At 39.8% G+C, this 6,083-nt stretch carries 6 protein-coding genes, 2 rRNA genes and 1 riboswitch; all 8 genes read left to right on the top strand.

The window, feature by feature from the left end; translation table 11 throughout:
- Nucleotides 1-123 (top strand): 23S ribosomal RNA (locus PQ474_RS15625); the annotation flags it as partial.
- Nucleotides 124-186: 63 nt separating this feature from the next.
- Nucleotides 187-302, top strand: a 5S ribosomal RNA gene (gene rrf / locus PQ474_RS15620).
- A gap of 521 nt (nucleotides 303-823) precedes the next feature.
- Nucleotides 824-1,924 carry a type III polyketide synthase gene (locus PQ474_RS15615; RefSeq protein ID WP_273845099.1) on the top strand — a complete coding sequence of 367 codons (1,101 nt, stop codon included), beginning with the start codon at nucleotides 824-826 and terminating at the stop codon, nucleotides 1,922-1,924.
- Nucleotides 1,924-2,484: an isoprenylcysteine carboxyl methyltransferase family protein gene (locus PQ474_RS15610; protein WP_273845097.1), complete on the top strand. Its 561-nt coding sequence runs from the start codon at nucleotides 1,924-1,926 to the stop codon at nucleotides 2,482-2,484. Before PQ474_RS15615 ends, PQ474_RS15610 begins: the two co-directional genes overlap by 1 nt.
- Nucleotides 2,485-2,587: 103 nt before the next feature.
- Nucleotides 2,588-2,797, top strand: a complete 210-nt coding sequence (locus PQ474_RS15605) for an NETI motif-containing protein (protein ID WP_390186190.1) — start codon at nucleotides 2,588-2,590, stop codon at nucleotides 2,795-2,797.
- A 76-nt stretch (nucleotides 2,798-2,873) separates the two neighbouring features.
- Nucleotides 2,874-2,975: riboswitch (purine riboswitch) on the top strand.
- A 143-nt stretch (nucleotides 2,976-3,118) separates the two neighbouring features.
- A complete protein-coding gene (purE, locus tag PQ474_RS15600) occupies nucleotides 3,119-3,604 on the top strand; it encodes a 5-(carboxyamino)imidazole ribonucleotide mutase (protein WP_273845095.1) in 486 nt (161 codons plus the stop codon).
- A complete protein-coding gene (purK, locus tag PQ474_RS15595; RefSeq protein ID WP_273845094.1) occupies nucleotides 3,601-4,734 on the top strand; it encodes a 5-(carboxyamino)imidazole ribonucleotide synthase in 1,134 nt (377 codons plus the stop codon). The genes purE and purK overlap by 4 nt, the downstream gene beginning before the upstream one ends.
- Nucleotides 4,735-4,759: 25 nt before the next feature.
- Nucleotides 4,760-6,058, top strand: a complete 1,299-nt coding sequence (gene purB / locus PQ474_RS15590) for an adenylosuccinate lyase (protein WP_273845093.1) — start codon at nucleotides 4,760-4,762, stop codon at nucleotides 6,056-6,058.
- The last annotated feature ends 25 nt before the right edge of the window (nucleotides 6,059-6,083 follow it).

The following is a 6,083-nucleotide window of genomic DNA, read 5'->3' as shown; positions in this document are numbered from 1 at the left end:
ATGAGATTTCCCATGGAGTAAATCCAGTAAGACCCCTTAGAGATGATGAGGTTGATAGGTCTGGTGTGGAAGCGTGGCGACACGTGGAGCTGACAGATACTAATCGGTCGAGGACTTATCCAATATATTCTTGACAATTCTATTTTGCATTATCTAGTTTTGAGAGAACCTTGTTTCTTTCAATAGTCTGGTGGCGATAGCGAAGAGGTCACACCCGTTCCCATGCCGAACACGGTCGTTAAGCTCTTTTGCGCCGATGGTAGTTGGGGGCTTCCCCCTGTGAGAGTAGGACGTTGCCAGGCTGATAAAACACAATCCAATGGGTTGTGTTTTTTTTGTGCATAAAAATGAGAAAAAAAGAAATTTTGTTCTTAAAAAGCAATGAAAGGCCTAAATACATCATACTCCCTTGTGAATGGCTTTCTTTTACTACAATATAAAGCATTAACTTTAAACTAGGAGCAGCAATATTATCATGTTTTGATTTTTAATGGCGACTAACGTAAGGATATTTTAACTTTAATAAGCATATTCGCACGCAAACCAGATCGTTTTACGGTAACGTTTACTAGAATTAAGCACATTGTTGATACATTAGGTAACTCAAAGTTCGGCAGAAGATAATTGAGAGTGGGAAATCCACTCCTTACTCCGCATTTTCTAACAGAAGAATAAAGTACGCTTAACATCACGTCGCTACTTCCCCATTAATCAATCCAAATAGCTCTAAGAAAGGCATACCCAAACTAACATAAAAATGCATGAACTGCTATATATTGGAGAACCTAACGTTACATTAAAAGTTAGGGGAAGGTGAAAAGAAATGCCATCTATCATCTCCGTTAGTACATTTAACCCACCATATACATTAGATCAACAAACGACAACTGAATTTGCTAGAGAGTTATTCAGTGAGAGCTTTCAAGATATTGACCGGTTGTTAAAGGTCTTTAAAAATGGCCAGATTGATGAACGGCAATTTGCTGTACCGATCAATTGGTTTGAAACAGATCGTTCGTTACAGGAAAAAAACGATCTGTATATCGAGCTCGCAACGACCTTTTCTAAAGAAGCGATTAAAAAATGTTTATCTGCTGATAATCCCTTTTTAAAGGAGGAGATCGACATAAGTGAAATCAGTACGATTGTGTTAGTTTCAAGTTCGGGGATGTCGACTCCTAGTCTTGATGCACGGATAATGAATGAATTGCCTTTCTCCCCACATACAAAAAGAATTCCATTATGGGGCCTTGGCTGTGCGGGTGGTGCTACAGGAGTCAGCAGGGCAAATGAGTATTGTAGAGGGTTTCCAAAAGAAAATGTGTTAGTTGTCTGTGTGGAACTCTGTAGTTTAACCTTTCAAAGAAATGACCGTTCTAAAAGCAATCTAGTTGGAACGTCATTATTTGCCGATGGTATTGCTTGTGCGCTTGTTGCAGGTGATGAATCAACGTTAATTAAGAAAATAGCTAAACCAACTAGGCCTACTATTATTTCAAGTCAATCAACGCTCATGCCTAATTCAGAAGATGTAATGGGGTGGGAAGTTAAAGATAGCGGATTACATGTCGTTTTTTCACGAGATATCCCCATGATTATAAAGGAATGGCTAGAACCTAATGTACGAGAATTTCTCGATCAAAATAACATGACACTCGAACAGCTCTCTTCGTTTATAGCACACCCGGGTGGCAAAAAAGTATTAGACGCTTATGTTCAAGCCCTACATATAGATGAAAGCATGATAAACGTCTCAAAAGAAATCCTGCGAAAACATGGGAATATGTCTTCACCAACTGTTCTCTATGTTCTAGAGCAGATTATGCTTGAAGAACATGAAGAAAATGAATATGGATTAATGGCTGCTCTAGGTCCTGGTTTTTCATCGGAATTAGTTTTAGTAAACTGGAAGGGAGTTCACTAATGATAGCTGTATATCTTTTCATCTTACTGGTTATTGTTCAAAGATTCGTTGAGCTGCTGATTGCAAATCGAAATGCTAAATGGATTAAAAGCCAAGGAGGGTATGAAGCAGGGAAAGAGCATTATAAATACATTGTTGGACTTCACGTACTATTTTTCGTTTCGCTACTAATAGAAGTAACGGTTACAAAACATACGTTTATGCTATGGTCTATTTTCCCGTTAGGCGTGTTTCTATTAGCTCAGCTTGGGCGTGTTTGGGCACTTTCGTCTTTAGGGCGTTTTTGGAATACGCGCATTATGATCTTACCTGGAGCTAAAGTCATTGCAAAAGGACCTTATCGCTATTTGCGTCATCCTAACTACGCTATTGTTATAGCGGAAATTGCGTGCCTGCCTCTAATTTTTCAAGCCTATTGGACAGCTATTGTGTTTACTATTTTAAATGCTGTTACCCTTTCTACTCGTATTCAAGTCGAAGAGCGTGCACTTGAAGAAGCCACGAATTACCATAAAACATTTGAGAAACGCAAAAGATTTATCCCCACATATGATAAATAATCGCAGAGGGTAGATTTGTCTCCCCTCTTCCTTTAATAAACAGATCATGTTACTCTTACTTAAATAAATAGTCGAAACGTGCTAGATAACGGAGGTACATATTTTGGCAAAAAAAAGAAAAGCGCGATTTGAAGTAAAAGAAACAGAAACGATAGAAGAATGTTTAGGCAGAATGAAAGCGGAAGGTTATCAACCTATTCGCAGGATGGAAAAACCGATTTTTGAAGAACGAACGGTCAATTCCAATAAGGAGTATGTGCCTGTGAAGCAACAAATCATCTTTGAAGGTTTATTAGTAGAAAGCGAACAATAAAAGTCTGACATTTTTAATCGTTCGACTTTTTGTTGACAGTAACCGATGATAATTGTAAGATATACACATAAGAACGATCGAAAAACGAATAAGACCTCATATAATCTTGGGAATATGGTCCATAAGTTTCTACCCGATTACCGTAAAAAATCGGACTATGAGGGAAAGTGGTTGCTTAGATTGATCTAATTGTTTCTCTGAAACCATGAAAGCGCAGAAGTGGCTTCCTTTCTCTCAAAATGAGCAGATACTGAAGACAACTCTGCGCTTTTTTCATGTATATGAGCTATAAATAGATAATGATTAATGGAGGAATTCAATATGAATCCTGAAATTGGCGTAATAATGGGTAGTACTTCTGATTGGGAAACGATGAAGGCTGCTTGCGATGTTCTTGAAGAATTAGAGATTGCCTATGAAAAGAAAGTCGTTTCCGCACATAGAACACCTGATTTAATGTTTCAATATGCAGAAGAAGCAAGGGGGCGTGGACTTAAAGTCATTATTGCCGGAGCTGGTGGTGCGGCGCATTTACCTGGGATGGTGGCTGCAAAAACGACATTACCAGTAATCGGAGTGCCCGTTCAATCGAAAGCTCTCCAAGGTTTAGATTCCCTTTTATCGATTGTACAAATGCCAGGTGGAGTTCCTGTAGCAACAGTTGCTATTGGTAAGGCAGGAGCGACAAATGCAGGATTGTTAGCGGCTCAAATTTTAGGAACAACTCAACCTGAAGTTGCAGAACGTCTTGAGGCGAGAAGAGAAAAGACGAGACAAGCAGTAATAGAAAGTAGTGATACGCTATGACTCGAGTCATTAAGCCAGGACAAACCATTGGAATCATTGGTGGAGGACAGTTAGGGCGGATGATGGCGATCTCAGCCAAACAGATGGGTTACCGGATTGCGGTCCTTGAGCCTACAGAAGATTCTCCATGTGGACAAGTTTCTGATATTGTTATAGAAGCAGCTTATGATGATCCAGTTGGAGCTGAAAAGCTGGCTGAAGTATCTGATGTGATTACGTATGAATTTGAAAATATAGATGAAAAAACAGCGACATGGTTAACGGAGAAGTCCGATTTTCCGCAAGGAGCAAAGGTATTAGGAATTACACAGCACCGATTGCTAGAAAAAGAAGCGATTCAATCGTTAGGAATTCCTCTAGCTCCATTTCATTCTGTTCGTTCCATAACGGATACGGACGAAGCGGCAAGAAAATTAGGGTTTCCAGCAGTTTTAAAAACATGTCGTGGTGGCTATGATGGCAAGGGTCAAAGAGTAGTACGAAATCTAGAACAACTTAAGCAAGGAGCAACAGAGCTGCTTGTGAATGGAGAATGTGTTCTAGAAGCTTGGATTCCTTTTACGTTAGAGTTGTCAGTTATTGTAACACGCTCGAGAAATGGTGAAACGTCTGTTTTTCCAGTCGTAGAAAATGAACATCGAGAAAATATTCTATATCGCTCACATGTACCTGCACGGGTAAGTGATGAGGTTTGTAAACAAGCAAAGGAATTGGCATTAAAGATTGTAACAGGTCTTGATGTCGTCGGTACTCTTGCTGTTGAACTTTTCATGCTCGAGGATGGCAGATTATATGTCAATGAACTCGCTCCTCGTCCTCATAATTCAGGACATTATTCGATTGAGGGATGTGAGACATCACAGTTTGAGCAGCATATAAGAGCTATTTGTGGCTTGCCGCTTGGACCAACGACCTTACATTCACCTGTTGTCATGGAGAACATCCTTGGAGAGCAACTCGCTCCTATTATGGATAATATCGGCACGTTAGCAAATATTAAATTACATCTATACGGAAAAAAAGAAGCAAAAGAAAAAAGAAAAATGGGACATTTAACGGTTAGAGCTAGCTCAGTAGAAGAAGCTTGTGACAGGTTAAACCTATTAGCAAAGAAAAACGTTTTAAACTAATAGATAAAGTGGAGGCTGGTCATAGATGATCGAACGTTATACACGCCCTGAAATGGGAGCTATTTGGACAGAGGAAAATAAGTTTCAAGCATGGCTTGAAGTTGAAATCGTAGCATGTGAAGCTTGGGCAGAACTTGGTGACATTCCAAAAGAAGATGTTGCTAAAATTCGTGAGAATGCAGGTTTTGATATCAACCGTATTAATGAGATCGAACTTGAGACACGTCATGATGTTGTTGCTTTTACTCGTGCGGTTTCTGAGACATTAGGGGAAGAAAGAAAGTGGGTTCATTATGGGTTAACGTCAACGGACGTCGTTGATACAGCTTTATCTTATCTATTAAAGCAAGCGAATGACATTTTACTAGCAGATATTGAGCGTTTTATCGAAATTTTGAAAAACAAAGCTCAAGAACATAAATACACAGTGATGATGGGACGTACTCACGGTGTACATGCAGAGCCGACAACGTTCGGTTTGAAATTGGCGCTATGGTATGAAGAAATGAAGCGTAACTTGGAACGTTTCAAGCATGCAGCTGAAGGCGTTAGAGTTGGAAAGCTTTCTGGAGCTGTTGGTACTTTTGCCAATATTGATCCTTCTATTGAAGCATTTGTTTGTGAAAAGTTAGGACTTCAGGCTGCACCGATTTCTACACAGACATTGCAACGTGATCGTCATGCTGAGTATTTAGCAGCGATTGCGCTTGTGGCAACTTCAATTGAGAAGTTTGCGGTAGAGGTTCGTAGTCTTCAAAAGAGTGAAACAAGAGAAGTGGAAGAAGCGTTTGGCAAAGGTCAAAAAGGTTCTTCCGCTATGCCACATAAACGTAATCCAATTGGGTCAGAGAATATGACCGGACTTGCTCGTGTCATTCGTGGGCATATGTTAGCTGCTTATGAGAACGTGCCATTATGGCATGAACGAGATATCTCTCACTCTTCTGCAGAGCGTATTATTCTTCCAGACGCAACGATCGCCCTTAACTATATGCTTAACCGCTTTGGAAACATCGTGAAAAACTTAACGGTTTTCCCTGAAAATATGAAGAGAAACATGACTCGTACGTATGGTTTAATCTATTCCCAACGTGTGCTTTTATCACTTATTGATAAAGGAATGGCACGTGAGGAAGCGTATGATCTTGTTCAACCGAAAGCCATGGAAGCTTGGGAAAAAGGAGTTCAATTCCGTGAACTAATAGAGGCTGAAGAGAAAATCACAGGGCTTTTAACTCCAGATGAAATTGAAGATTGCTTTAATTATGAGCATCACTTAAAGCATGTAGATACTATTTTTACAAGAGTAGGGTTACAAGAATAACGGCATGGAGAGGGCTAGCCCCTCT

The organism is Halalkalibacter alkalisediminis, assembly GCF_028610705.1.
Classification (GTDB): domain Bacteria; phylum Bacillota; class Bacilli; order Bacillales; family Bacillaceae_D; genus Halalkalibacter; species Halalkalibacter alkalisediminis.
This window is presented reverse-complemented; position numbering and strand designations above follow the sequence as displayed.

Coding starts and splice junctions, on each gene's coding strand:
- PQ474_RS15615 (WP_273845099.1), top strand. CDS start 824: ATGCCATCTATCATCTCCGTTAGTACATTTAACCCACCATATACATTA.
- PQ474_RS15610 (WP_273845097.1), top strand. CDS start 1,924: ATGATAGCTGTATATCTTTTCATCTTACTGGTTATTGTTCAAAGATTC.
- purE (WP_273845095.1), top strand. CDS start 3,119: ATGAATCCTGAAATTGGCGTAATAATGGGTAGTACTTCTGATTGGGAA.
- purK (WP_273845094.1), top strand. CDS start 3,601: ATGACTCGAGTCATTAAGCCAGGACAAACCATTGGAATCATTGGTGGA.
- purB (WP_273845093.1), top strand. CDS start 4,760: ATGATCGAACGTTATACACGCCCTGAAATGGGAGCTATTTGGACAGAG.